This window comes from Serratia sp. JUb9, from assembly GCF_014298095.1.
Taxonomy (GTDB): domain Bacteria; phylum Pseudomonadota; class Gammaproteobacteria; order Enterobacterales; family Enterobacteriaceae; genus Serratia_B; species Serratia_B rhizosphaerae.
Genome location: NZ_CP060416.1, coordinates 2,859,335 through 2,884,538, shown reverse-complemented (window position 1 = coordinate 2,884,538; position 25,204 = coordinate 2,859,335). Strand labels below are relative to the sequence as shown.

The window sequence follows — 25,204 nt, the reverse complement described above, 5'->3', positions numbered from 1 at the left end:
TCGTCGCCGTCCGGTATTCCCCGCCTGTTGCCCGTTCAATATCGGCAAATGAGGGCAGGCATTTTTTCTGCCGTTCAATGCCGGGAATAACGCCGATAATTGCTGTCTAATCATATTGAATCCGATGTAACGCAAATCGGCGTGCGTGAAAAAATAAAAGATAAGATTTTTCTTGGTGTTTATTCATGTTTCTGCGTAATTAAAATAATTAAGTCAAATTGTTAGCATACTGCGATGCATTAAGTGAAAAAGGTGTGCGGCAGCTGGCTGTAAACTATTTTGTCTCTCAGTTTTATCTCATTTTTAAGTCGTGGGCGTGACTTTCTTATAGTTTAAAGCTATCAATCTAATACTTATTTATTGGTATTTGCATCGTTATTTCCGATTAATCTATCGGTGATTGATCGATAAAAATTATTGATATACGATGAGATGCTCGCCATTTTTATTCCGGCATTAAAATGAAAATCCAATTTGAAACTGACTTTACCATTCGCCATGTATTCCAGCCTGTCTATACCCTCAGCGGACGGCTGTTAGCGTTAGAAATTCAAAGCCGTTTCAATAGTCCGGACGGCGCCCTGGCGATGCCGGCGGAGATTGGCGTTAATTTATTGCAGCCAGCGCAGAAAGAAGCGTTATTTTATGAGCAACTCGGGGTGATAGAAGCCTATGCGGATTGGTTTATTGAGCATCAGGTATTATTAAGTATTAATATTGACGCCACGCTGGCGGCGCTGTTGTTGCAGGATAATCAACTGTGTCAACGCCTGCGGCGGCAGCCGTTTATCGTAGTTGAAATCAGCGAGAGTTTTCCCCAGTTGTCGGCCGGAAAAAACAATGCGACCGTCCGCCGGCTCAGCGAATTGTTCACGCTCTGGCTGGATGATTTCGGCTCCGGTCAGGCTACGCTGACGCCGTTGTATGACGGTTTATTTACCTATGTAAAAATAGACAAACGTTTTTACTGGCGGCTGTTTTCACATCCGGGATCCGATACGGTGATGGATTCGCTGCTGAGAAATATCAATTTACTGTGTCAGGGTATTATCGTTGGCGGTATTGAAAAAAAAGCCTACTTTAATCATCTCGATCGCGCCGGTGTTTTAGGACTGCAGGGTTTTTTATGGCCGGCCGTCGGGGGAGAACAGTTGGATACCTTGTGCAAAGTTCCGCCAGAATTTATCGACGCTGATGCGCCGGATAATCATTAATCCTGAACGTATTTAATACTGCAGATATACCCTTATCAATAATGGGTGTAGGCGGCGTTAATTTTACGGCGCCGATACTTTCGCGGCGCCGGTAATTTGCCCGCTGGCGCTTGCCGCTCGCCGGAATGTCTTTCTCCTTGTAATTACTCCGTGTTAATCGACCGCCGCAGGCAGTAGAGTAGGCGGAGACCCGCGCACCGTTGCCTGAGGCGGCGGTGCGCGCCCAGTATTCACGGAGATCCTATGCCGCAGTTTGATAACGCTTATTACCGGCAACTGCCCGGTTTCTATACCGCCTTGACGCCCACCCCGCTGGAAGGCGCGCGTTTGCTGTACCACAGCGCGCCGCTGGCGCAGCAGCTGGGGCTGGATGACAGCTGGTTTACGGCGGAAAATACGCCGGTCTGGAGCGGAGAGCGACTGCTGCCGGGCATGCAGCCGCTGGCGCAGGTCTACAGCGGCCATCAGTTTGGCGTCTGGGCCGGGCAACTGGGCGACGGGCGCGGCATTTTGCTGGGGGAGCAGCGCCTGGCGGACGGTACGCATCTCGACTGGCACCTGAAGGGGGCCGGCCTGACGCCGTATTCCCGCATGGGCGACGGCCGTGCGGTGCTGCGCTCGGCAATCCGCGAGTTTCTGGCGTCGGAGGCGATGCATCATCTGGGTATCGCCACCACGCGCGCGCTGACGGTGGTAACCAGCGACCAGCCGGTCTACCGCGAGCAGGTAGAGCGCGGCGCGATGCTGCTGCGCGTGGCGGAAAGCCACGTGCGTTTCGGCCATTTCGAGCATTTCTACTACCGCCAGCAGCCGGAGCAGGTGCGGCAACTGGCCGATTTTGTCATTGAACGCCACTGGCCGCAGCTGGCCGAACGGCAGGATAAATACCTGCTCTGGTTCACCGACGTGGCGGAGCGCACCGCGCGGCTGATGGCGGACTGGCAGACGGTCGGTTTTGCTCACGGCGTGATGAATACCGACAATATGTCGATTCTCGGTCTGACCATCGACTACGGCCCTTACGGTTTCCTCGACGATTATCAGCCGGGTTATATCTGCAACCACTCGGATCATCAGGGGCGTTACGCCTTTGACAACCAGCCGGCGGTGGCGCTGTGGAACCTGCACCGTCTGGCGCAGGCGCTGTCGGGGTTGATGAGTCCAGAACAGCTGCAGCAGGCGCTGGCGGCGTATGAGCCGGCGCTGATGCGCGCCTATGGCGAACGCATGCGCGCCAAGCTGGGCTTCTTCAGCCAGCAGCGGCAGGATAACGATCTGCTCACCGAGTTGCTGAGCCTGATGGCGCAGGAGGGACGCGACTATACCCGCACCTTCCGTCTGCTGAGCGAGGTGGAGCAGCAGCAGGCGCACTCGCCGCTGCGCGATGAGTTTATCGACCGTGCGGCGTTTGACGGCTGGTACCGCCGCTACCGCGAACGGCTGCAGCAGGAACAGGTGAGCGATGCGCAGCGCCGGCAGGCCATGCAGGCGGTGAACCCGAAACTGATCCTGCGTAACTACCTGGCGCAGGAGGCGATCGCGGCGGCAGAACAGGACGACGTCAGCAAGCTGGCGCATCTGCACCAGGCATTGCTGAAGCCGTATGACGACGATGCGCGCTATGACGCGCTGGCGGCGCTGCCGCCGGAGTGGGGCAAGCACCTGGAAATTTCCTGTTCCAGCTGACGCCGCCTCAGCGGCGCAGATACACCTGCGGCGTCGTGAATTCCGGATGAGTCATCACGCCGAGGTCTGCCTGATACCAGCGGGTGAGGGTTTCGGCCTGCAGCACCTCGGCCGGCGTACCGTCGGCCACCAGCCGCCCCTGATGCAGCAGCAGGATGCGATCGGCATACAGCGCCGCCAGATTGAGATCGTGCAGTACGCAGCACACCGCCAGCGGCTGCTGCCGCGTCAGGTCATGCAGTAGCCGCAACGTATGTTGCTGGTGGTATAAATCAAGCGCCGAGGTGGGTTCGTCAAGAAACAGCCAACGCGGCGACGGCTGCGGTTGCCACAGCTGCGCCAGCACCCGCGCCAGCTGCACCCGTTGCTGCTCGCCGCCGGAGAGCCGGCGGTAATCCCGCGACGCCAGACTGAGGCAGTCGGTCTGCGTCATCACCTCATGCACCGCCTGTGCCGCGTCGCGCATACCGTGCGGCGCACGTCCCATCGCCACCACGTCTTCGACGCTGAACGGGAAGGCCAGCTCGCTGTGCTGCCGCATCACCGCGCGCACTTTGGCCAGCCGGTCGGGCGTCCACTGTTCCAGCGGTCGTTCCAGCAGCCGGCACTCGCCGCAGTCCGGCTGCAGATAGCCGGTCAGCAGGCGCAGCAGGGTGGATTTGCCGGCCCCATTGGGGCCGATAATCGCCACCATTTCGCCGCTGGCGATGCTCAGCGACACATCATGAATCAGCCGGCGCTCGCCCAGGCGATAGCGCAACTGCTGCGCCGTCAGGCTGGCGGATTTAGCCACGGTTACGCTCCTGCTGGCGCATCACCAGCCATAAAAAATAGGGGCCGCCCAGCAGGCTGGTCATCAGGCCGACCGGCATCTACGCCGGCGCCACCAGCGTGCGCGCCAGGGTATCGCTGACCAGCAGCAGGCAAGCGCCTCCCAGCGCCGAGGCGGGCAGCAGCCAGCGGTGATCGCCGCCGAGCCGCAGCCGCATCAGGTGCGGCACCACCAGGCCGATAAAGCCGATCACCCCGCTGACGGCGACCGCCGCGCCGGTCAGCAGGGCGCTGAGCAGCAGCAGCTGTAATTTAACCCGCGCCACGTTAACTCCCAGATAGTGCGCCTCCTCATCCCCCAACTGCAGCAGGTTAAGACGGCGCGCCTGCAGCAGCGTCAGCAGGCAGGCGGGCAGAATCAGCGAGGCCGCCACCGCCAGCGTCGGCCACTGCGACTGGTTCAGACTGCCCATCATCCATAGGGAGAACTGGCGCAGCTGCTGGTCGTTGCTGAGATAAGACAAGACGCCGATTGCCGCCATACACAGCGCGTTAATGGCGATGCCGGCCAGCAGCAGCCGCGACAGGCTGCCGTGGCCGCCGCGGCTGATGGCGTAAATCAGCGCCGAGACCAGCAGGCTGCCGAGAAATGCCGCCAGCATCTGGCCGTACAGCGCCAACATCGCCGGCAGCGCGAGCGGCAGCACAATCGACAGCGCCACCAGCAGCGCGCCGCCGCTGCTGATCCCCAGCAGGCTGGGGTCCGCCAGCGGGTTACGGAACAGCCCCTGCATCACCGTGCCGGCCACCGCCAGCGCGCAGCCGATCAGCACCGCCAGCAGCACCCGCGGCAGGCGGATATTCAGCCAGATATGCCAGGCGGCATCGCCGAACGGCTGCTGCCACAGGGTGCGGAATGACAATGTCAGCGCGCCGTAATTGGCGGCAATCAGCGACAGCATGGTCAGCAGAGCCAGCAGTGTCACCAGCGCCAGCCGTGGCGAACGGCGGCACGGCATTACGGCTGCTCCGCGGCGCGGCGCAGCTTAATCAGGGCGTCCGGCGTTTGCAGGCCGAACCCCAGCAGCGCCATATCGTCGACTACCAGCACGCGGCGTTTTTTCCCCGCCGGCGTCAGGGCGATGCCGGGCAGTTTCCACAGCTGTTCCACGCCGCCGAGGGTTTTCACGCCGTCGCGTCCCACCAGCAACAGGTCCGGCGCGCTGGCGATTACGCCTTCCTGCGACAGCGGCCGGTAGTGGCTGAATCCCTGCATCGCATTGCGCAGGCCGGCGGCGCGAATGGCGGCGTCGGCGGCGGTGTCCTGCCCGGCGGCCATTGGCGTCATGCCGCCGTGGCTCATGATAAACAGCACTTTTACCGGCAGCGGCCGGGTGTTGACCGCCGCCAACTGCTGGCGATAGCGCGCGATCAGCTGCTGTCCCTGCTGCCGACGATCCAGTGCGGCGGCCACGGCGGCGATTTTTTCGCTGACCGCTTCCGGCGCGCTGTCGGCCGGGATATGCACCACGCGCACGCCGCTGTCGGCCAGTTGGCGAAATACCAGCGCCGGCTGCGCCAGATCGCTGGTCAGCACCAGCGTCGGCTTCAGCGCCAGAATGCCCTCGGCGTTCAGCTGGCGCATGTAACCGACGTCCGGCAGCGCCTGCAGCGCGGCGGGGGAGAGGCTGGTGCTGTCGCGCGCCACCAGCCGATCGCCGGCGCCGAGTGCATAGACGATTTCACTGACGTCGCCGCCGATAGAGACGATGCGTTCCGCCGCCCCGGCCAGCGGCGTCATCAGCGCCGCGCACAGCGCCAGCACGCGGGAGAATAAGCGCGTCATGCGGCGATGCCCCGCGGCTGCAGTGTGGCGATCTGCTCACGCCACAGGGTTTGTTCCGGCTGGCCCTCGCTGCGCTGGCCGTACAGCTGGGCGATCTGCGTGCCGTCGGCGGCGAACAGCTCCAGACTGGTGACGATGCCGTCTTTGGTCGGCTTACGGGTGATCCAGCTTTCGGCGATGGCCTCTTCGATCAGATGCAGGGTAAAGCGCCGGTTAAACACGTTCAGCCAGCCGTTTTGCGGCAGCAGGCGCTCAATCTGGCCGGTAAAGATCTGCACGCAGCCGCGGTTGCTGACGAAAATCATGATTTCGTTCTGCGCCTGTTGCGCGGCGTTCAGCAACTGCGCCAGCGCGCCGTTATCGACGCGGTAGGCCAGATCGTCGCCGACGGCGCGAAACGCCTGCTGACGACCGAGCTGATGGCGACTCAGCAGCTGGAAGAACTGGTGCACGTCGGTCATGGCGCGCCATTCACTGTCGATGCGCGCGGCGTCGGCGTCGCGGTTTTCCGCCCGGGCCGGCTCCGGCTGCAGCGCCAGCGGCGGGTTGTCCGACGCGGCATGGCGTTCGACCAGCGCCAGCCAGGCGGTCAGATCGGTTTCATCGCTGCTGTATACCTTATGCAATGCATCGCCCTGACGATCGAAAAACTGGATGCTGTGGCGTACGCCGCGCTGGTTGCTTTCGCTCAGGCTGAAGGCGCTGGCCCACTGGCCGAGAAACAGCCGCAGGTCCAGTTCGCGCGGGTTGAGGATCAGCCCCGCGTGGCCGCTTAACTGCTGATTGCGGTAGCGTCCCATCTGTTCATGCACCGCATAGTCGTTGCGGGTGAGCGATTTGGTGACGCCGACCTGTTCCAGCTCGCCGAGCAGCGTACGGACGTCGGCCTGCAGACGGCGGGCGTCGTGGCCCACGCGGGCGTGGGTCAGTTCCGCTTCGCTGACGGCGAGCAGCGCCGCCAGATCGCGCGCGTATTTACCGGGGTGATCCTGTTTAGCCTGCAGATAGCGTGCATAGAGGTCGTTGTTCATGGTTATTCTCCTGTCGTTACCACTGATAGCTGACCAGCAGTTTGGCGTTACGTCCGTCCTGCGGAATGCCCTGCGGCGAGTAATATTCTTTATCGAAGGCGTTGCCCAGCACCACGGTGGTGGTCAGCCCCTGCAGTTCGGCGCTGCCTTTGTAGCTGAGGTAGAAATCGTTGACGCCGTAGCCGGCCTGCTCGGCAGTGCCGCTGGGCACGTGGGTCGAGCGTTGGGTCAAGGTGGCGACCCAGCCGGTGGAGAAACCGCTGGCGCCCAGCGGCACGTCCAGCACGCTGGTGACGGTGTCCGGGTTGATGCTGGCGATCCAGTCGCCGCTGGTTTCATCTTTGCCGCGGGTGCGGTTATAGGCCAGATCCCAGCCGAACCAGCGGGTTTTATAGTTCAGTGCGGCGTCCCAGCCCCAGATTTTGGCGCGGTCGATATTGGTGGAGTAGGTGGTGCAGCTGATGCAGTAAGGCCCGCGCGGGCCGGCTCCGATATCCATGGTGACGGCGGTGGAGATATAGTCTTTGGCTTTGGTATCGAAATAGCTGGCCTTGAACTGCAGGCTGTCGTCGGCCAGCAGCAGGTCGTCGAAGCGCAGGCCGAAACCATACTCCTGGGTGGCGTTGGTCTCCGGCTTCAGATTCGGGTTCGGCACCCAGTTGTTGGTGATGGTGGTGGGGCCCATCGGAATCGAGAAGTGTTTGTCATCGTTGTACATTTCGCCCATGGTCGGCGCGCGGAACGCCTGCGAATAGGAGCCGAACAGCATCAGCCAGTCGGTGGGGGTTATGCTGACCGCCCCGCGTGATGACCATTTGTCCGCGTTGACGTCGTCGTAGCCGTCGCTGCTGCCTTTATAGTTGTCATAGCGCGTTCCGGCCAGAATCGATACCGGCAGATCGCGCAGGGTGATCTCATCCTGCAGCCAGGCGGAGGCGAAGTTGATCTTGGCCTGCGGGAAGCTCTCGGTGGCGCCGCCCGGCGTCTGCTCCTGCTTATACGCTTCGGTGCCGTAGGTGAACAGGTGCGCCGCCGCGCTGTCGCTGAACAGGCGGGTGCGGTTTTCCAGCTTGGCGCCGCGGGTGGTTTGCTTGCGCGCCTCGTCTTCACTGCCGTCGCGGTGGGCGTTGATCTGCACCTCGGAGTAGTACAGCTGCGCCTGTGCATCCAGCCAGCCTTGTCCTACCGGTTTGAGCTTATAGGTCAGCTGTCCGTCGCGCTGAATGGTGGAGCGATCGGTCTGCAGGTTGCTGGCGGAAGCGGCCGGCGTCTGCGGGTTTTTCGGCTCCTGCGCGCGGTTGTTGTAATAGCGGAAACTACCGCTCAGCGCCTGGTTTTCATCGATGGTCCAGGTGCCTTTGGCCAGCAGGTTATTGATGTTTTCATCGTTCGGCGCGTCAAAGCCGTTTCCCTGGCGCAGATTGCCGACGTCGCGGGTGCCGAACGACAGCAGACCGTCCAGATTGTCGCTTCTGCCGTAGGCGCTGGCGCCCATGCCGAGGCTGTGATCGCCGCTGGCGGCGCTGCCGTAAACCCGAAAGCCGGTATTGTGCCCCGGCAGCAGCAGGTCGGCGGCGTCGACGGTTTCATAGGAGATGACGCCGCCCAGCGCGCCGCTGCCGTACAGCAGGGCCGACGGGCCGCGCACCACTTCCACCCGCTTGATCAGCGCCGGATCGAGGAAGGTGCCGTTAAGATGGCCGGTATCGGTGCCCTGACGCACGCCGTCCACCAAGGTCAGCACGCCGCGGCGGTCATAGCCGCGCATCATAATATCCTGGCCGTTGCTGCGGCCGGTGCCGGTGACGGTGATGCCCGGCACCTGACGCAACAGGTCGCCGGCGGTGCCGGCGGTCTGCGCCTGCGGCGACGTGCCGTCGATCACCGTGACCATCATCGGCGCGCTGAAACTGCTGCGCTGGTTGCCGGTGGCGACTACCGTCAGGGTATCGTCGGTCGCTTTTTCCGAACCGGTGTCAGAAACGGGGCTGGTGTTGGCAAAAGCCACCGTAGGCAGGGCGCAGGCAATGGCCAGGCTCAGGGCGGACAGACGCCGCGGGGTGGCAAAAATAGCAGGCATAGTGCAACTCTCCGTATGTTTTACAACATATCAAATGATTTGCTGGCTGCCTGGATCGTGACGATCGGGGTGGCTGGCGTTGGGGCTGTAAGGTATTACTTGGTCAGGATCAGCTTGCCCGCTTTGGTCTGGCGCAGCTGATAGCGTTGGCCCTGATGCGTGATAATCGCGACGCCGTCACGGCCGAGCAATTGCCGGCTGTCATAGCTGGGTGGGGGGGCCGTTTCCTGCGCGGGAGCGGCAGGCGTGACGGGCGCCGCGTGCTGTTTATTATCCATAATTGCTGTCTGAAAAATAAAAGAGTTAATTGATAACGTTTATCATAGTGATAATCATTATCATGTGAACATTGGGTTACAGCAAGGAAAATTTGCTTACCGGCGGGATCGGGTTCTTAACGCGGGAAACCGGAGCGGGGGGACTGAACGGCGCGGGCGGTGGGTAAGGGATTCCGCCCGGCGCGAGAGTTATTTCAGCAGCGTCTCGATACGCTCGAACAGGCGCTCCGGCTTGGTCAGCGGCGCAAAGCGCGTCACGCGCTGGCCGTCGGCGGTGAGCAGGAATTTGGTGAAGTTCCATTTAATGCGCTGACTGCCCAGCAGCCCCGGCGCACGGCGCTTCAGTTCGTTAAACAGCGGATGGGCATCCGGCCCGTTGACCATGATCTTGGCGAACAGCGGAAAACTGACGCCGTAGTTCAGGCTGCAGAAGCTGGCGATGTCCTGTGCGTTGCCCGGCTCCTGTGCGCCGAACTGATTGCAGGGAAAGCCCATCACCACCAGGCCGCGATCGCGATAATAGCGCCACAGATTCTCCAGCCCGCGATACTGCGGGGTAAAACCGCATTTGCTGGCGGTATTCACCACCAGATAGGCGCGCGCCGGGAAGTCGGCCAGCGTTTTGGCTTCGCCCTGCAATGTGGTGCAGGGAATGGATAATAGCGATGGGAGCATGCGGCGGATCCTGTCTCGGTAAATAACCCCCCCTAGTGTAGAGCAATCGCTGTTATCAGGTCACGGATTTGCCGCGCAACGGCAGACGCCGGGCGCCTGCCGTTTGGGCTTATTTCTGCATTAAATAGTCAAAGTTGCTCATCAGATTGCGGTAGTCGGGAATATGTTCGCTGAACAGTTTGCCCAGACCCTCGACATCGTTGCGCCAGTCACGGTGCAGCTCGCAGGCGACGCCGAACCAGTTCATCAGCTGCGCACCGGCCTGGGTCATGCGCTGCCAGGCGGCATCGCGGGTGATGGGGTTAAAGGTGCCGGAGGCGTCGGTCACCACAAACACCTCATAGCCCGCTTCAATCGCCGACAGCGCCGGGAACGCTACGCACACCTCGGTCACCACGCCGGCGATGATCAGCTGTTTTCTGCCGGTGGCTTCCACCGCCTTCACAAAGTCTTCATTATCCCAGGCGTTGATATTGCCGGGGCGGGCGATATAGGGTGCGTCGGCAAACTGCGCCTTCAGTTCAGGCACCAGCGGGCCGTTGGGGCCGGTTTCAAAGCTGGTGGTCAGGATGGTGGGTAACTTGAAGTAGCTGGCCAGGTCAGCCAGCGCCAGCACGTTGTTCTTGAATTTATCCGGATCGATATCGCGCACCAGAGATAGCAGCCCGGTTTGATGGTCGACCAACAGTACCGCCGCCTGGTCTTTATCCAATCTGACATAGGGTTTGCCCATGACTTACTCCTTAACTAAGACGATGATCGTACAAGGCGCCGGCGGCAATGCCGTCGGCATCGGGCGTGCGCAGCCTGCCGCACGCTGTCGACAACCTTAGCGTAGGCGAGTAACGGCAGGTAGCCAGGAAAATTAAGCCAGAGCGTTCTATGGCTGGAACGATGAGGCGGTAGCAGCCAGCTTACGCCGCACCGCGCTCAGGGTGCGGCGTCTGATCCAGCCGCTGGCCGGACGGATCAGCAGCCAGTAGCAGGCAAAGCGCGCTTTCACCTGCGGCGTGGGGCAGTAGACAAAGGTTTCGGTGCGTAGCCGCGTTTGGCCGATTTGATCTGCGACGACCTTAAAGCGCAGCACCAGTTTGGCGGCGTCGGGGTCGGCAAACAGAAGAAACTGCCGGGCGTCCTCCGGCTTGGGCAGAACCAGCGTTGGCCGCCAGAAACGGCCGGCCAGACCGAGGGAGAGTTCGTGGCTGTCCTGATGCAGCGGGGTGAAGCTGTCAAAGCCGAAGGGGCGGGGGGGCTTCGCGCGGCGACGCAGCCTGTCCGGCAGTTGTCGCAGCGCCAGCAGGCGACGGATCAGCGGATCCTCCTGCATATCCAGCGCCTGCACCGCGTGGATAATGGCCTGTGGCGCGGCGTCGATCGGCGCTGACTGGTGCCTTTCGTAAAAGCTGAACGCCGGCAGAAACGGCGATGCGTCCTGCCAGTGCCGGCACGCCCGTGCGCTGATAAATCCCAACCATGCCATAAGCCGCTCTCCGTATTGTCTGTCTGCAATATAGCCGGCGTTGCGGCGTAATGACAGCGCATAAAAAAAGCCTCCGCATGCGGAGGCTTGAGTGTTGCCGTAGCCGGTCTGTTACGCCAGATCGAAGCGATCCAGGTTCATCACCTTGGTCCAGGCGGCGACGAAGTCGCGGACAAACTTCTCCTGACCGTCGCTGCTGGCGTACACTTCCGCCAGTGCACGCAGCACCGAGTGGGAGCCGAACACCAGGTCGGCGCGGGTACCGGTGTATTTTACCTCGCCGCTCTGGCGGTCGCGGCCTTCGTACAGCTCTGCGCTGCCGTCGGTGGCCTGCCATTCGGTGCGCATATCCAGCAGATTGACGAAGAAGTCGTTGCTGAGTACGCCGACGCGATCGGTGAACACGCCGTGCTGGCTGCCGTCGAAGTTGGCGCCCAATACGCGCAGGCCGCCGACCAGAACGGTCATTTCCGGCGCGGTCAGCGTCAGCAGCTGCGCCCGGTCAATCAGCAGCTCTTCGGTGGTCGGGCCGTTCGGCGAACGGCGATAGTTGCGGAAGCCGTCGGCCAGCGGTTCAAGCAGGTTAAACGCTTCAACGTCGGTCTGATCCTGACGCGCATCGACGCGTCCTGGCGTGAACGGCACTCTGACCTGTACGCCCGCGGCGGCGGCGGCCTGCTCAATGCCCACCACGCCGGCCAGCACGATCACATCCGCCAGCGACGCTTTGCCGGAGGCCTGCTGAATCGCCTTCAGGGTCGGCAGCACGCTGACCGGAATGGCGTTGACTTCCCAGTCCCGCTGCGGCGCCAGCGCCAGCCGTGCGCCGTTGGCGCCGCCACGCTTATCGCCGCCGCGGAAGGTGGCGGCCGAGGCCCAGGCGACCGAGACCAGCTCGCTGACGCTGAGATCGGAGGATTTGATCGCCGTCTTCAGGCTGTCGATATCGGCCGCGCTTGGCTGCTGCACCGCCTGCGGCAGCGGATCCTGCCAGATCAGATCTTCGCCCGGCACTTCCGGCCCCAGGTAGCGCGCTTTCGGCCCCATATCGCGGTGGGTCAGTTTGAACCAGGCGCGGGCGAAGGCTTCGTTAAACGCCTGCGGGTCGTTCAGGAAGCGACGCGAGATTTTCTCAAACTCAGGGTCGAGGCGCAGCGTCACGTCGGTTACCAGCATGGTCGGCTTACGCTTCACCCCCGGGTTGAACGGATCGGGAATAATTTCCGGCCCGTCTTTGGCTTCGAACTGGATGGCGCCGCCCGGGCTGCGCGTCTGTACCCACTCGTATTTGAACAGGTTTTCGAAGAAGTTGTTGCTCCACTGGGTCGGCGTTTGCGACCAGACAACCTCCAGACCGGAGGTGATGGCGTCGGGGCCGGAGCCGCTGCCGTAGTTGCTGGCCCAGCCGAGACCCTGCCGCTCCAGCGGCGCCGCAGCCGGTTCCGGGCCGAGGTGGTCGCCGGACGCTGCGCCGTGGGTTTTACCCAGCGTATGGCCGCCGGCGATCAGCGCGACGGTTTCTTCATCGTCCATGCTCATGTTGCCGAAGGTGGCGCGGATGGCGGCAGCGGCGGACAGCGGTTCGCCGCTGGCTTCCGGCCCTTCCGGGTTGACGTAGATCAGCCCCATTTCGGTGGCGCCCAGCGCCTGATGGGCCAGGCTTTCCGGGTGGCGGTGCGCCAGCCAGGTTTTCTCATTGCCCCAGTCGACGTCGAGATCCGGTTCCCAGACGTCTTCGCGACCGCCGCCGAAACCGAAAGTGCGGAAGCCGGAGTTTTCCAGCGCCACGTTGCCGGCTAGAATATACAGGTCCGCCCAGGAGACTTTTTGGCCATATTTTTGCTTGATCGGCCACAGCAGACGGCGCGCCTTATCGAGGCTGACGTTGTCCGGCCAGGAGTTGACCGGCGAGAAGCGCTGCTGCCCGCGCCCGGAGCCGCCGCGGCCGTCAACGGCGCGGTAGGTGCCGGCGCCGTGCCAGGCCATGCGGATAAACAGGCCGATATAGCTGCCCCAGTCCGCCGGCCACCACGACTGCGAGTCGGTCAGCAGGTGACGGATATCCGCTTTTAACGCGGCGTAATCCAGTTTTTTGAATTCTTCGCGGTAGTTGAAATCCTCGCCCAACGGGTTAGAGCGGTTGGAGTGCTGATTTAGCAGATCCACACGCAGTTGGTCGGGCCACCAGTCCTGATTGGTGGTGCCTCCGCCGGCGTATTGCTCAGGTACGTCGGCATGGAAGGGGCATTTCGCGGTCGTTGAAGACGTTGATTTGTCGGTTGGATTGCTCATTTCTTACTCCCTTTGCACTCGATGAATACCGTTACGATATCCTTTGGTTTTAGTAAGAGATATTTGAATTGGCCTACGGATTCGATAGGTATACTTTTTGTAAGTATTTGATTTCAAATGATTTATTTTTGTTGTTCCGAAATTACTCGAAATTTACTCGAATTTTGATAGTTACTTTTTAAAGCATAACGTATTCTTTCCGTCGTGCATCAAGGTATTTACCTGTCATAACTTCCGATTTATGGCCCAGCAATTTCTGCGCAAACTCCTTCCCTTTTTCCTTCTCGTACAACCTGCCAGAGAGGCTTCGGATCTCATGGAACGGTGGCGGGCTTGCTTCAAATTCTATTCCCGTCAATTTTCGTGCCATAGCAAATTTGCCCGTCAAACTATTTAGGCTGATTGCCCCGTCAGGGCTGTTTTTACGGATGCCAGCGCTGATCATGTAATCTGTCTTGCTGGCCTGGCTGCAGCGGTCAATCACTGCTCCCAATTGCAAGCCAACGATTTTCAATTCAAGATCAAGGGGCAGGGCGATCATGGCCCCGGTCTTGTCCTGTTCTATCAACAGCCGTCCGTTCACGACGTGGTCAAACTTCATCTTTGCAATGTCCGCGCGTCGCTGGCCGGTGACAAGAGCAAGATCCATTGCCAATGAGAGCCAGGGGGGCAGCGTGTCCGCCGCTTCACGTATTGGAATATATTGCATTAGCTCCAGCCGCTCCCTTTTTATAACAGGTTTGGCCGATCTCGTTGGCGCGACCGGGTTGCTTTCGATGTGGCCTTCAACGATAGCTTCTCGGAAAATGTCAGAAAGCACAGTTCTCATCGCTGCCGCCATCGTCCTTTTCTCCTGCTTAACCCATATTTCAAGAAACTCTGCGATATGCCGAGTGGTGATTTTTGACAGGATCATCCCACCCATTTTTTCGCTTATGACGGCAAATTGCTGACGGCGAAACCTACACGTTTTAGCTGATAGCTTCCTGCGCTCGAATAGAGTGTAGTACCGCTCCAACCAGTTATTTAGCGTGTATTCGTGGGTGCCTTTAATCTTCTCCAGGAGCAGCACCGGCGAGTAGTTCTGCTCAATGTAATGGTTGGCCTCGATCGCCTGTGCGATTGCGTCACGACGGGATATCGGCCCCAGTGATATCTCTTTCTTGGTGAGCGGGTTCCGCCAGTAGAATGACTTGCTTTTTTGGCGATAAGTCAGATTTTTGGGTAATCGCATGTCATATCCTCCTTTTCGCCGTGTCATTGATCACTTTCTCCATAAACGCCTCGCGCGCCGGCGCGGCGCTCTGCGCTTCCTTAATTTTCTTACCCAGAGTTGGATCGTTGGGCTTGATGTAAATCGTTCCGGGCTTCAGCATGTACCGTTTGCCGTGTTTTTCCGCCGGCGGGTAGAAATTGCCGTTGCGCGCCCAGCGCCAGAGCGTCTGAATGTTCGGTTTGTAGCTCTCATAGGCGCTGTCGCGCCATTCTTCTAACGTCAGTAATTTGGTCATGGTTATGCTCCTGCGCACAACCGGCCGCAATATTAACCGCGGCCGGCGTTGTGTTTTGATTCTCGAAAATCAGTTTTCTTCTCTGTATGTTTCGCTGCAGTACAGCACCGCGTCCGGCAGCCGGCGGTTGAGCTCCGCTTTGACTTGCTCGCACTCCGTCTCGGTCGGATAAACCGTTTCAGAGGCGAGCAGGCCGTCGCACGCGTCGTGGCCGCACGGGCTGACGAGCAGAACAAAACCGATAAGCGTCAGCATGCTTCCGCCTGCGCTGCTGGTAAATCGGCGATCGCTTGCTGGTAACGCTGAATCTCGTCAGCATCGAGGAATCGCTCGGAACGGTGCAGCAACGCCTCTATGTCGGTGCGTTCCTGCCCCGTGGCGCCGTTGGCACCGGCCGCATCGATCGACGCCGCCAGCGCAGCGATGGCGTTCAGTCGGTGGTGCTGCTTCACGATTTTGTTTTTCAGTTCGGTGTACAAGGTGATCCCCAGCTGCGATTTCAGCTCTTCAACCGAGGCGCGTAGGGCGGTAGCTTCCGCTGGGTTTGCGATCTTTTCGATGCTGCCGCGAATGTCTGCCGCCATTTTTTCTGGCGCTGCGGCGGCGGCCGGCTCTTCTGCTGATTCCGCAGCATCGATCACCTGGCTGGCGGTTACGCGCTGTGGCGGTGGTGTGACGTCTTTCTCTTTTTGCCACACCATTTCCTGCCCACGCTCCAGCATTTCCATCATTTCCGAGTTGTTCGGCAGGCGCCGGCAAAGACGGTGCATTACCGACTTGCGGGACATCGATTCATACCAATTTACCCACGGGCCGCTGTCGCTGTTCTTGCTAGCGGCGCGCACCTTCTCGATATCATCGATATTCATCACTTCAAACTGCAGCTCTCCGCTGCGCATCTTAGCGTACGCGAATGCGCCGATCATCTCGCCGCGGTCGAGCAGGTTTGGCTCATAGAAAATATGCTCGCCGTTTTCATCCATCCAAACGCGGAATTTATCGTTTTTATACAAAACGCGTGTCGCGATGAGCGACACCTCGCCGGACTGGCGGGCGCGTTTCATCACGCCATCAATCATCGGCATATACTGCGCACGCGGCACCCATTGACCGTTAACATTCGTTTTGTACACGACAAGGGCCGCCTCGCGTCCGTCGGGGATCAGGCCGTCTTTTGCACACGACGAAAGGGCATTGATGACGCTCTGACGGTCAGCGCCGAATAAGTCCTTGTTGTTTGCCAGCGCCACGGCGGCGGCGCTGGTGAATTTCTCAAAGCTGACGTGGCTCGGTAAAATTTCTTTTGCCGGCGCCAGTTGTTCCGCCAGGTCTTTCTGAATCAGTGCGAGTTGGTTGGTCATTGGTATGCTCCTTAAGCTACGCGCAGCGCTTCCATACGGCGCTGGTCAAAGTCGTTAATGTCGTCCACGATTTCCTCTGTGATCGGTTCAGGCCACACGCCGGTGTCCTGCGCCTGCTTGATATCTCGCAGGGTTTTGCGGTACTCGAGGCGGCCAAGCTCAAGCAGGTCGGCAGATGCTTCGACGATGGCGATCCAGTGGTAGTGCTCGTCTTTGTTGACGAAGATCCAGAAGAACTGGTCGAACGCGGCTACATCGCAGTACATGCCGGCACTCAGGTGATAATCGCGCTCGATAATTTCGCGGTGCAGCCGGGCGCTCAGTGCGCTTTGCTTCACGTTCCCCATGCTGACGGTCTTCAAGTCGAAACCGGAACGCAGGCGACCGGCCTCGATCTCAAGGTCTGGCCGTACGCGAACCTCGAGGCCGGTTTCTTCGTCGATGCCGAAATAGCTCACTTCCACTGCGCGCTGCGGGTGTTGTAGCAGCGGGCCGGCGGACGGGTGCGTAAACAGTGCGTGCTGGATAGCTTTTGCGTACTGCAGCTGCTGCTGGGTGATCTGCTGGCGGCCGTCGTCGCAGTCTTTCCACGCTCCGATCAGTTCGTCGGCGAACACGGCTGCCGGCAGTATCGTTTTGATGCGCGCCGCCATTTCTTCTTTGCTGCCGCTCACAGGCAGCGGCGCCGGGATTGCGTGCTCTTTTTCGACAAACTCCGGATCGATGTTCGCCAACTGCTCGAGCAGTGCATCGCGGCCGCCGGTAGTTTTCAACGGCGCCGGCAGGGTGGCGTTGTACTCCTTAATGCAGGCTTTCATCGCCGTAGCTGTCATTTTTCCGTCGGCGGGGATGGTCTGGAATTCTGCAGGCAGCATCATGTAGAACTGGCCGATTTCGTCCGCGTTACCGCCCAACGCGTACGGCGCCGGCAGGGTGGCGTTATGATTCTCGAGCACGGCACGAAGTGTATCGGCGTCGGCCTGTTTTGGCAGCGCGGCGTTGTGCTTGTCGATAAACGCGCGCATTGATGCCGTGTCAGTGAATGCCCCCGCGGGGATCTGCGGCTCAACGCTAAATTCTGCATCCAGTTTTTCCGGTTCTAGCGCCAGGGTATGTACCAGCGAGCCGAACGTCAGCGCATCAGTGCGCTCGCGCTGAATGCTCTTGATAACGTGGCGGCCGTGGTAGTACATCAGGCTGATGCGCGCGTCCTTCGCCATGGTGCTACTGATGCCGTTCGCCGAGTGATAAACCTCGTTAGGGATATCGTGATAGCGACCCGGTTCAAAATACGCTGGCGCTGGCGCTGGCAGTGTTACGGGAGCTGCCTCCCGATCATCTGCAGCAGCATTTTCAGCTGGTCGAATTTCATCGCTGTCTTTGCTTTCAGTTTCTGCAGGTGCTTCTGTACTTTCTTCACCGCCTTTCTCTTCTTCTTCTCCGGTTGCCAGTGGCGACGCTTCGAACAGCGCGCTGACGTCAAATTTCCCGCCGCCTAGGCTCTGCATTTGCTCACTTTCCTGCTGCAGCGCCACTTCCGTTTTTTCGCTCTCATTTGAGGCGTTATTCTGCGCTACGTCTGGGGTTTCCTGCTGCTGCGCGGTGATGCCATAGCGTTCGCGCAGATTGAATGTGACGCGCCCAGTGATGAACTCAGTGCGTTGCTCTTTATCGTCAATCCAGTTCTCTAGCACGTCGCATGTGATGTGGTAAACATCGTCTTTGTTGAGCTCAGAGAATGGGTCGCACGGTTCAATTTCTTTCGCGAGCAGCCGAGCGAAATACACTTTTGAGAAATCGCCAGCGGCCGGAAGCAGCTCTTCGACATCCTCTTCGCTCATGACGTTGGTTTTGCCGTCCAGCGCGTCGAGGATCGCCCGGCGCAGCCATACGCGGCGTGGGGCTTCGTATTCTGCTGTTTGAGTGTCGTTATCTTCTGGTACCTCAGCCGTTTCCTCTTCCGCCGGCGCCGGGCTCGCAGGAACGTCGAACTCAGTCAGATGGGTGTTGATGTATGTGCGCAACGCGCCAGGCGTCGCGTGAATATTTTCGTCGGCGCCGCGGACTAAATCGACGATAGCTTCGCGCGAACACTGTAGGATCCCCGGTGTGTTGCTGAGCATGTCGTTCCATGCTTGCAGCTTCGGGTCGCGGCGTTTTTTCATATCGGTGACAGCACGGATAATCGCGCCTGGTGGATTAGCGATGTCGAAATCGGACGGATACAGTGCACAACCTGTCACGGTTTCAAGCATCTGCAGGGAGTCGATCGGCGTGCCGTTAACCGGTTGGCTACCGTCAGTGAGTCTTGCGCCGGACTCGGTGCGCGGCGTATCGTCCATCACAAGGGCTTTTGCGGCTTTCAGCTGCTCTTCGTTGAGCTTTAGGCAGTTGCGACCGTACAGCCACGCAGCTGCGATCACGGTGTGCTTGTCGAGGTTTGATGCGAAGTACTCAGCAGGGGCTGATGAACCTGCAGTTTTTGGTTTCTCCTGCAGCTGTTCGCCGGCGGGGATTACCTGCCAGGTGTTTGTGTCGTCCAGCGCGTAGCGGTCGCACCATGTGTCGCTAAACTCGCGCTCTTGTGGCAGGTCGTCGACGACAGGGTAGTTTGTGCGCACAGCCTTGAAATAGTCGCCGGTTTCCAGTTCAGCATCTTCGATCAGGTTTTCGAGATCGCGTTTTGCCCGCGCGTCGCTTTTTGCTTCGAACCAGATAAAAAGCGACGGCTTGCCGGACTTTTGTTTTGCCTTCAAATAATAGGCGTAGATGTTTTGCATTGTGTAACGCTCCGATATTTAGTTACAATGCAAGCCAATCAGTGGCCTGCTTCGGTTGGTCATTGGTTATGCTCCGGTTGCCAGGGGTGGTTCCTTGGTAACCCGTCGCCGGGACGTAAAGCCGGCAGATAGGCCCGCCTTGTGCGGGCCTTTTTGCTTTTATTCCTCCGCAAGCATCATCAGAAGAGCCAGCAGCAGCAGTTTTTTCGGCGAAGTGCGGCCCTTTATCTCGAACCCGGTCGGCGTATCGCCAGGAATGTCGAAATGGGCACGAACGGCCGCGTCGATAGCGCACTGAGGGCAGTCGAATTCCCCAGCGTCATGGCCGGACGGCGATACGAGGGCATGCGGTTTCTCTGCGTTTTCGATTTTCGCGATATAGCCGATCACCTGGTCGCCGGCTGAGATTGCAACGACGGTGGAGTGCAACAGGCTTAATTTCACTTCTACTGACTTGATCATTGGTTTGCTCCGTTTTTAGGCAATGGGATGCCATGGCCGCATTCACGGCCATTGGTTTGGTTTATGTTTTGGTGCTGCTTAGTGGGTGCCGGCGGCCTTGAACTCAGGCGGAATGCTCAGCGATTCGAAAGGGCGCTTTATCGCCCGTAGAGCGCCGACCGGCTCAAAGCAATAACGTCCGCGGACGTAATCGAATGAGGCCGACCATACTGCGCCGGTGCGCTCATTGCGGAGGTTTACGATCTTTCCGCTGTTTGGGATCAGGCTTTTCATTGGATTACTCCCCCGTGCCCGGTTTACCGTTCGGAAAACACTTCTTGCAGAATGTGCGTTCTGCCGCGGCAGCTGCCGTTTTTTCTGAAATGGTTGACGTCCATACGCCGTTATTGCGTGAGTTACACGCAACCGCTCGTGGCCCGATCTTGATGTGGATAACGCCGGCGTTAGAACGGCCATACCTGCATTTATCACTCATAGCCATCTGTAATTCTCCCTGCGATTGGTCATTGGTTATGCTCGCTGTCTTTCCAGCCGTCAGAACGTTGTACCTGCTGCGCGTTGCTGCGATGGAGTTATTAAACACTTTGTTTATATCGGTGTCAACATTTTGAGTTTATAAAATTAAACTTAATGTTTAATCGGTGTGTTTGTGGAATTACAGGCGCAAAAAAACCGGCGCGCGGCCGGTTGGGAAGTGGCGTAAAAAAACCGGCTCAGCGGCCGGTTTAGTTCAAACTAGAGTTTTTTGATCAGGCATTTTCATCGGAGGATGGCTATCATAATGGACAAATCTAATGCTATTTGCTTGCATTTCATTTTGATAGTGAACCACATGACTTGATGTCCAATCGCCAAAAGGTTTGCTCTGATCATATTGCACATGACCAATGTGGTAATGCCACAGATGGTTAGCTATAGCATACTGAATGAGTTTGACTCTTCCACGGTGCTTTTTACTAACACCAGTAGAAGGTTTGTTTCTTCCGGGTAAAGCTGAAAAACCAGACGTTTTCAGCATGGTTATAAAGTCGCCAATCAGCTTAACTTCTTCTTTTGAAAGGTTCTGCATTAATGAAATGAAAGATTTTGAATATGTGACACTTATTGGCATCAAGCATCCCTTTTCAAAGACTGAATCCAATCAACGAAATCATCTCCATTTTTCACCCAGTCCGGGTGTTCGATAGTCTCAGAGTTGATTGATTTTTTTAACTCAACCATATCCAGATTGAAAGCTTCATCTGGAGGGGTTAGATGTAAAGCAACAAGGGCATGGAGTTCTTCACTGATTTTTTTGTACTCACCAAAGGCCTTCATTGCGCGCGTTTTCATATAGCGTAGGTGACGTATATGAGGGAGCCAGGCAGGGTTTGATTCTGCCTTAAAAAAGGTGTATGCCAGCCGGTTGTTCCCAATAGTCAGCTGTGAAACAAGGGAAGACATCATTGCTTCGGAGTCTTCTCTTAGCTCCATTCGCTGCAAGTCTTCTTCATTGCCATACCTAAGTGCTTTGGCCATTTCGATACCATCAGCTACTCGAGCATGGACCTCATCTATAATCGCATCAGTTTTTTTGACAGCAAGCAAAACCTGTTTTTTTGAGATCGACTTACTATGGCTACGATCAAAATCATCCAAAGGCCTCTCAACTGAATGAGAAACCTCGGAAAATGTGTTCTGGACTTTGTCCAGATCGGGGTTGATAAAAGCCGCAGCTTCAAAACCTATCATATCTCTCATCCCATGAGTGTATGGGGAAAACATAGCGGGCGCAAATTCTGCCTGACTACCTACAATCATACAACACTGAGGGTAAAAAAATATCCGAACTTGCTAACAAACTAATGAGACTTAGAGCTTCTAACGCAATCACTCGTCGACAGGCTTATACCGCCCGCGCAGATACTTCTCCACGTAATCATCGATGTCTTTCAGCCGTTTCTGGAAGACGTCAATCATGCGCTCCTGTTCTGCTTCCGGGAGTTGGCGGAACAAAGCCAGCACCTGTGTTTCCTTGGGGGTGAGTCCAGTGCTTTCATCAACATCTTCACCCAGGAGCCACGCAACAGATACCTTTAGACTTTCTGAGAGCTTGAGAGCCGAGGTTTTTCCAATAGTTCCACGCAGAAACCAGTTGTTTACCGACTGTGGACTGACGCCAGCGATCCTGGCCATCTCTGCTTTAGAGATACCCTTCATAGTCATCAGTTCGTTCAGGCGCCTCACTTGAGGGTGCTCGCTTTGGTGATTTTTTCCTTTCATTACCCAATTTTAAACCAAAAGTTTACGCCTTCATAAGCTCATGATGTTGACATTCAAATAAACAAAATGTTTAATCTGTGGTGTCAAAACTATGGAGATAACTATGAGCGCGTTAGAAAAAGCCATCTGTGTAGCTGGAAGTGCTACCAAGCTGGCTAACCAGCTTGGCATTTCTTCCATGACGATCAGTCACTGGAAAAACCGTTATAGCGGAATAGTCCCTGCCGATCGGGTATTCCCTATTTTTCATGTTACTGGCGTCACCCCTCACGAATTACGACCAGATCTTTATCCAAATCCAACAGATGGACTGCCACAGAAAGCCGAGGAATAACCATGTCATTCACTTTTCAGGATGTTATCAGGACGGGCGGCCAAGGGGTGATTTCAGAGAATCAATCTGGTTTTCACCGCCGCGGCACCGTGAAGCCATATGCCGTACGGCAGGCCGTGGAAGAGTGGCAAGCCACGATCCCTGGCAAGGCGCAGGAAACCATCGCGAAGCTGATCACTGATGAGTGGCTTCGCCGTGGTGGTAAAGGGTTGCAGCTGGGCGTTTCGGAACGGAACAACAAGCAGAACATCTTCCGTTGGCTGGATAACCCGCATTGCTCCCAGAAATACATGGGGTACGTCATGCAGCTGGCGCCGGTGATTGCTGACGTGATGCCGATCGAAATTGCGAGAAAGCACGGCTTAAAGCAGGGGAAGACCAAGCTCGAGCTGGTGGCCGACGCCATGAAGGAGTGTGCAGAGGCAAAGCAGGCGGCTTTACTCGGCGCGCCGTTGCGCGAGTTGGAGAAGGAAATCCGTGAGGGTATCGAATCGCTGGTAAAGCTGGCCCCGCCGGAACGCTGGGCGGCAGTGATGACCAGTGCAGCGGCAATATTCAGCAGCTGCATGTAACAACCGGAGCATAAACCAATGGCTAATTTTTCCAGAGAGCAAATCGAATTACAGATCCGCACGCAGTTAGTGCGTGAGGGTTACTCCTACGATGTGGCGCGTTCGGCAGCTGTGCGCGGCGCTGACCATTACCTGAGCCACCCACACGCCACGATTGCCAGCAGCATAGCGATGGCAAAGACGTACGCAAAGCCGCTCAAGCGGGTGAAGGGCAAGCCGGCCGTCAAACCGGCTGTAGGAAATCGCGTGAAAACGTGGGGGCGTGGTTAAAACGGTTCTTTTGCGTAACCGATGGCTGATGACAATGCATCCATGAGCACAGGGATATCTTCAACATGGATTCGAATTGTATCCGGTTCTCCGGTTGCCGAATTGGTTTGAGATATCTCAACGAAATCGCCGTTGGTGAGCGTTACACCGATTTCATCTCGCTGAGGAAGGACACGTAAGAATTTAGACATGACATTTTCCCTTGTACTAGAACAGGCCGAAGTTGAATGAGCAATATTAACTCGAAGGCTACAGCTATGCCAAAACCTTTGCCTAAGAGTAAGGCTAACAACGAGCCTTACCGCAAGGTAAAAATCACGATGTGGGACGACCCGAGTTTCAGGGCATTATCCCCGTTGCCACCTAGCGGCCAGAGCTTGTTTATTTACCTGCTCACAGGCCCCTTCACAGGGATTATACCTGGCTTGTTCAAGGCGGGACGCGCAGCTTTGGCCGAGGAGTTGGGGTGGGAGGTCGAAGCCTTCGACTTAGCCTTGGGCGAAGCCTTATCTCTAGGGATGGTAAAAGCCGACATGCAAGCCAGAGTCTTTTGGCTTCCGAATGCTGCGAAACATAACCCTCCAGCATCCGTGAACGTTATTAAATCATGGGTGCGCGCGTTCGAATTACTGCCCGAATGTGACCTTAAATATGAGGCATTGGAATCGCTAAGAGCCACGTCTCACGGGGTTTCTAAGGCTATGGGGTTGGCTTTCGATAAGGCTTTCTCTTTGGCTAATCCTTTGCCTAAGGATAAGGCTAAGGCTTTGCCAAGAGGTATCCAGAAAGCAGTAAACAGTAAACAGATCTTAAAAGATAAAAGCCTATTGGCACATGGCGGCGATGCTCGCCAAGTGCCGGCAGATGCTCATGGTGATTCACCAGGTATAACTCCGACCAAGAAAGCCAAGGGTCAGGAATACCCGGCTGAATTTGAAACCTTGTGGCAAGCCTATCCCCGCCGGCAGGGAAGCAATCCCAAAAACAAAGCATTTGCCTGCTGGAATGCCCGCAAGCGTGATGGCGTAGAGCCGGCCGTGATGCTCGCCGGTGTTGAGCGATACCGAGATTACTGCACGGCCAGTCAAAAAATTGGCACCGAGTTTGTTCTGCAGGCCCAGACGTTCTTGGGGCCGCGCAGGGAATTTGAAAACTCATGGGAAATAACTACAGGAGGAAATCATGCGGAATTCAGATACAACCCGGGTGATCTGCGCTCGTACTACGAGCAGTTCACCGAATGGGAACGGCAATACGGGGAGCCCGCCGCGGGAATGGGCTCTATGGGAGCTGATGACCAAAATCTACGGCCAGCGATGGATTGCCAAGAATGGCAATCGACCGTCAGACCTTTGGATAGCTCAGGTCAATTCGATGACGAATGAGCAACTCACCCGCGTTTGTGCGGCATTTGCCGACAAATGCAAAGCCGGCAGTCACTGGCCGCCAGATCTTGCTGAATTCGTTGCGGTGACGGCCGAATGCAGCGGCGGGGAGTTTGGTCTGACGGTCGACGATGTCCTTAACGAGAACAAACGCTGGCGCAATGAGTTTTACCGCTACAGCTGCGCAGAGGCATTCGACTGGCGTCACCCCGTGCTTTACCACATTTGCATAGCGCTGAAGCGCGTAGGGATTGAACGACGCCTCACAGAACGTGAGTTGCGCGCGCAGGCGGAAAAAGAGCTCATGCGCTGGGAAAAAAGGGCTGAAAGCGGGATGCCGATACCACCCATTCGCCGCCAGCTGGAAGCACCAAAAGCCAGCGGCCCAACCCCAGCGCAGTTACTTCTTGAGCAGTACGAACGTAGGAAAACCGGAGCATAAACCAATGACCAACAAATCTGAAAGCAGGGTAACAACGAAACAGCTCGCTGAGCTGATCAAAGGTAAAAACCTGAGCACTGCAGAAATTTACCGGATGCTCGACGAGGCTTACCCGTGGCACACGATGAGCCGCGGCACCATCCTGTGCCGTCTGCATGCAATGGTGCGTTCACCGAGTGTCGAGATGATAAAGACCGGGCAGGGGAACAAAGCGCGCTTTCAATTGATCCACGCCAGCGAGCGTTTTCTCGAGCTGAGCGATATTAACTACCGCTCGAAAACGAGTAAAAAACCAGACACTACCCTGTGGCATTTCCACCCGACAGAGCTGCGATTTTGTCAATTTCACAAAATGTTCGATCAGGCGCTGGCGGCCGTTCACGGGATGGGTTTGGCATGATGACTTATGACGAAATAGCCGCACAGCTGATGTCGGTGAGTTGCGTGACAGATTTGCTGAAGCTTTCCGAGT

General features: G+C 57.5%; 28 protein-coding genes and 1 pseudogene. 8 read left to right on the top strand and 21 right to left on the bottom strand.

Annotated elements, in window-relative coordinates:
* The first annotated feature begins 461 nt into the window (after positions 1-461).
* Complete coding sequence (locus HF675_RS13680; protein WP_187043232.1) at positions 462-1,214, top strand: EAL domain-containing protein; 753 nt, start codon at positions 462-464, stop codon at positions 1,212-1,214.
* 243 nt (positions 1,215-1,457) lie between these two features.
* Positions 1,458-2,900, top strand: coding sequence for a protein adenylyltransferase SelO (locus HF675_RS13675; protein WP_187043231.1), 1,443 nt, complete (start codon positions 1,458-1,460; stop codon positions 2,898-2,900).
* Between the two features lie 7 nt (positions 2,901-2,907).
* Here HF675_RS13675 and HF675_RS13670 read toward each other — a convergent pair whose 3' ends face one another.
* From HF675_RS13670 to HF675_RS13575, 20 genes and pseudogenes are all read right to left on the bottom strand, one after another.
* Positions 2,908-3,693, bottom strand: a complete 786-nt coding sequence (locus HF675_RS13670; protein ID WP_105230879.1) for a heme ABC transporter ATP-binding protein — start codon at positions 3,691-3,693, stop codon at positions 2,908-2,910.
* A pseudogene (locus HF675_RS13665) lies at positions 3,686-4,690 on the bottom strand (FecCD family ABC transporter permease). The gene HF675_RS13670 and the pseudogene HF675_RS13665 overlap by 8 nt, the downstream one beginning before the upstream one ends.
* On the bottom strand, positions 4,690-5,517 hold the full coding sequence (locus HF675_RS13660; protein ID WP_187043230.1) for a hemin ABC transporter substrate-binding protein: 828 nt from the start codon (positions 5,515-5,517) through the stop codon (positions 4,690-4,692). The pseudogene HF675_RS13665 and the gene HF675_RS13660 overlap by 1 nt, the downstream one beginning before the upstream one ends.
* Positions 5,514-6,548 carry a hemin-degrading factor gene (locus HF675_RS13655; protein ID WP_187043229.1) on the bottom strand — a complete coding sequence of 345 codons (1,035 nt, stop codon included), beginning with the start codon at positions 6,546-6,548 and terminating at the stop codon, positions 5,514-5,516. Before HF675_RS13655 ends, HF675_RS13660 begins: the two co-directional genes overlap by 4 nt.
* 16 nt (positions 6,549-6,564) lie before the next feature.
* Entirely contained in the window at positions 6,565-8,628 is a 2,064-nt protein-coding gene (locus HF675_RS13650) for a TonB-dependent hemoglobin/transferrin/lactoferrin family receptor (protein ID WP_111737191.1), read from the bottom strand.
* Between the two features lie 95 nt (positions 8,629-8,723).
* Positions 8,724-8,906 carry a hemin uptake protein HemP gene (gene hemP / locus HF675_RS13645; RefSeq protein ID WP_187043228.1) on the bottom strand — a complete coding sequence of 61 codons (183 nt, stop codon included), beginning with the start codon at positions 8,904-8,906 and terminating at the stop codon, positions 8,724-8,726.
* Positions 8,907-9,095: 189 nt separating this feature from the next.
* Positions 9,096-9,581 (bottom strand): glutathione peroxidase, encoded by a 486-nt coding sequence (locus HF675_RS13640; protein ID WP_111737189.1) that lies wholly within the window; start codon positions 9,579-9,581, stop codon positions 9,096-9,098.
* 109 nt (positions 9,582-9,690) lie between these two features.
* Positions 9,691-10,314: an isochorismate family cysteine hydrolase YcaC gene (gene ycaC / locus HF675_RS13635; protein ID WP_105230886.1), complete on the bottom strand. Its 624-nt coding sequence runs from the start codon at positions 10,312-10,314 to the stop codon at positions 9,691-9,693.
* A 147-nt stretch (positions 10,315-10,461) separates the two neighbouring features.
* Positions 10,462-11,061: a hypothetical protein gene (locus HF675_RS13630; RefSeq protein ID WP_187043227.1), complete on the bottom strand. Its 600-nt coding sequence runs from the start codon at positions 11,059-11,061 to the stop codon at positions 10,462-10,464.
* A gap of 111 nt (positions 11,062-11,172) precedes the next feature.
* Entirely contained in the window at positions 11,173-13,353 is a 2,181-nt protein-coding gene (katG, locus tag HF675_RS13625) for a catalase/peroxidase HPI (protein ID WP_187043226.1), read from the bottom strand.
* Positions 13,354-13,531: 178 nt separating this feature from the next.
* Positions 13,532-14,614, bottom strand: coding sequence for a tyrosine-type recombinase/integrase (locus HF675_RS13620; RefSeq protein ID WP_187043225.1), 1,083 nt, complete (start codon positions 14,612-14,614; stop codon positions 13,532-13,534).
* On the bottom strand, positions 14,589-14,864 hold the full coding sequence (locus tag HF675_RS13615; RefSeq protein WP_187043224.1) for an excisionase: 276 nt from the start codon (positions 14,862-14,864) through the stop codon (positions 14,589-14,591). Before HF675_RS13615 ends, HF675_RS13620 begins: the two co-directional genes overlap by 26 nt.
* A 69-nt stretch (positions 14,865-14,933) precedes the next feature.
* The gene (locus HF675_RS13610; protein ID WP_187043223.1) at positions 14,934-15,119 is read right to left on the bottom strand and encodes a hypothetical protein; all 186 of its coding nucleotides are present in this window, start codon (positions 15,117-15,119) and stop codon (positions 14,934-14,936) included.
* Positions 15,113-16,225 (bottom strand): recombinase RecT, encoded by a 1,113-nt coding sequence (locus tag HF675_RS13605; protein WP_187043222.1) that lies wholly within the window; start codon positions 16,223-16,225, stop codon positions 15,113-15,115. Before HF675_RS13605 ends, HF675_RS13610 begins: the two co-directional genes overlap by 7 nt.
* Positions 16,226-16,236: 11 nt before the next feature.
* Complete coding sequence (locus tag HF675_RS13600; RefSeq protein WP_187043221.1) at positions 16,237-19,005, bottom strand: RecE family exodeoxyribonuclease; 2,769 nt, start codon at positions 19,003-19,005, stop codon at positions 16,237-16,239.
* 159 nt (positions 19,006-19,164) lie between these two features.
* Complete coding sequence (locus HF675_RS13595; RefSeq protein ID WP_187043220.1) at positions 19,165-19,467, bottom strand: hypothetical protein; 303 nt, start codon at positions 19,465-19,467, stop codon at positions 19,165-19,167.
* A gap of 78 nt (positions 19,468-19,545) precedes the next feature.
* Positions 19,546-19,740, bottom strand: a complete 195-nt coding sequence (locus HF675_RS13590; protein ID WP_187043219.1) for a hypothetical protein — start codon at positions 19,738-19,740, stop codon at positions 19,546-19,548.
* Between the two features lie 457 nt (positions 19,741-20,197).
* The gene (locus tag HF675_RS13585) at positions 20,198-20,578 is read right to left on the bottom strand and encodes a hypothetical protein (RefSeq protein WP_187043218.1); all 381 of its coding nucleotides are present in this window, start codon (positions 20,576-20,578) and stop codon (positions 20,198-20,200) included.
* Positions 20,578-21,198: a hypothetical protein gene (locus tag HF675_RS13580; protein WP_187043217.1), complete on the bottom strand. Its 621-nt coding sequence runs from the start codon at positions 21,196-21,198 to the stop codon at positions 20,578-20,580. Before HF675_RS13580 ends, HF675_RS13585 begins: the two co-directional genes overlap by 1 nt.
* 138 nt (positions 21,199-21,336) lie before the next feature.
* Positions 21,337-21,729, bottom strand: coding sequence for a helix-turn-helix domain-containing protein (locus HF675_RS13575; protein ID WP_187043216.1), 393 nt, complete (start codon positions 21,727-21,729; stop codon positions 21,337-21,339).
* Positions 21,730-21,832: 103 nt separating this feature from the next.
* Between HF675_RS13575 and HF675_RS13570 the strand changes: the two genes are divergently transcribed.
* The 3 genes from HF675_RS13570 to HF675_RS13560 are packed head-to-tail and all read left to right on the top strand — an operon-like array spanning position 21,833 to position 22,905.
* Positions 21,833-22,063 carry a YdaS family helix-turn-helix protein gene (locus HF675_RS13570; protein ID WP_187043215.1) on the top strand — a complete coding sequence of 77 codons (231 nt, stop codon included), beginning with the start codon at positions 21,833-21,835 and terminating at the stop codon, positions 22,061-22,063.
* A gap of 2 nt (positions 22,064-22,065) precedes the next feature.
* Positions 22,066-22,635, top strand: coding sequence for a toxin YdaT family protein (locus tag HF675_RS13565; protein WP_187043214.1), 570 nt, complete (start codon positions 22,066-22,068; stop codon positions 22,633-22,635).
* Positions 22,636-22,653: 18 nt separating this feature from the next.
* Positions 22,654-22,905, top strand: coding sequence for a cell envelope biogenesis protein OmpA (locus tag HF675_RS13560; RefSeq protein WP_187043213.1), 252 nt, complete (start codon positions 22,654-22,656; stop codon positions 22,903-22,905).
* Here the strand turns inward: HF675_RS13560 and HF675_RS13555 are convergent.
* Entirely contained in the window at positions 22,902-23,096 is a 195-nt protein-coding gene (locus tag HF675_RS13555) for a hypothetical protein (protein WP_187043212.1), read from the bottom strand. The two genes, HF675_RS13560 and HF675_RS13555, sit on opposite strands and share 4 nt — an antisense overlap.
* 258 nt (positions 23,097-23,354) lie before the next feature.
* Between HF675_RS13555 and HF675_RS13550 the strand changes: the two genes are divergently transcribed.
* From HF675_RS13550 to HF675_RS13540, 3 genes are read left to right on the top strand one after another with little or no spacing between them, the layout of a single operon-like run.
* Positions 23,355-24,290, top strand: a complete 936-nt coding sequence (locus HF675_RS13550; protein ID WP_370569843.1) for a hypothetical protein — start codon at positions 23,355-23,357, stop codon at positions 24,288-24,290.
* On the top strand, positions 24,280-24,732 hold the full coding sequence (locus HF675_RS13545) for a replication protein P (protein WP_232251660.1): 453 nt from the start codon (positions 24,280-24,282) through the stop codon (positions 24,730-24,732). The genes HF675_RS13550 and HF675_RS13545 overlap by 11 nt, the downstream gene beginning before the upstream one ends.
* A gap of 4 nt (positions 24,733-24,736) precedes the next feature.
* Positions 24,737-25,132: a hypothetical protein gene (locus HF675_RS13540; RefSeq protein ID WP_187043209.1), complete on the top strand. Its 396-nt coding sequence runs from the start codon at positions 24,737-24,739 to the stop codon at positions 25,130-25,132.
* Positions 25,133-25,204: the final 72 nt, after the last annotated feature.